Raw genomic sequence first — 532 nt, 5'->3', positions numbered from 1 at the left:
GTCCATACTAGGGGCTCTACCAAGTTAGCGAGATTTGGGAAGACCTCGGCGACAAAGCTAGTCGTCACATCATCGGTCGCCCCAATCAGGCCCTTGAGGGTTAGGTCCGCCATGGATTCGATGCCCCGTACACAGACTTGAAGTGCGTGATGACCTCGGAAGAACGGAAGTCATCAGCACCAAGTGTCACACCCGTTTCGGCTTTGATCTCTTTCGACGTTTTGTCGATGCAACCAGCGACCAGGCCCCCTTTGTACGATGGGTTCTTCATGTAGATCTCGGCGAAGCAGGTCCCCGGAAACCACCTGGCCACATCAGCTTTAGAGGCTTTCAACAACGGGTTGCCCAAGGACGTTTCGATCCGTACTGGAGCATCGCCATTGGAAACCGCAGGAGCCTCGCTTCCGAACTGATAGGTGGTTGTGTTGACGTAGATGATGGTCCCCACGACAAACCCGGCGATGACCACGCATACGGTATTGGTGACGGTGAAGAACTTAGGCATTGCGGGCCTCCTTGGCCTGAATAACGA

At 54.7% G+C, this 532-nt stretch carries 1 protein-coding gene; it reads right to left on the bottom strand.

Going from position 1 to position 532, the window contains the following annotated elements:
- Window positions 1–100 precede the first annotated feature (100 nt).
- Complete coding sequence (locus KMS84_RS43765; protein WP_094933914.1) at window positions 101–505, bottom strand: hypothetical protein; 405 nt, start codon at window positions 503–505, stop codon at window positions 101–103.
- Window positions 506–532: the final 27 nt, after the last annotated feature.

The sequence above is a fragment of the Streptomyces hilarionis genome (genome assembly GCF_024539675.1).
In the GTDB taxonomy this organism is placed as follows: domain Bacteria; phylum Actinomycetota; class Actinomycetes; order Streptomycetales; family Streptomycetaceae; genus Streptomyces; species Streptomyces hilarionis.
This window is presented reverse-complemented; position numbering and strand designations above follow the sequence as displayed.

Bases quoted from the DNA above. Each gene is read 5' to 3' on its own strand.
- KMS84_RS43765 (WP_094933914.1), bottom strand. From the start codon at position 505: ATGCCTAAGTTCTTCACCGTCACCAATACCGTATGCGTGGTCATCGCC.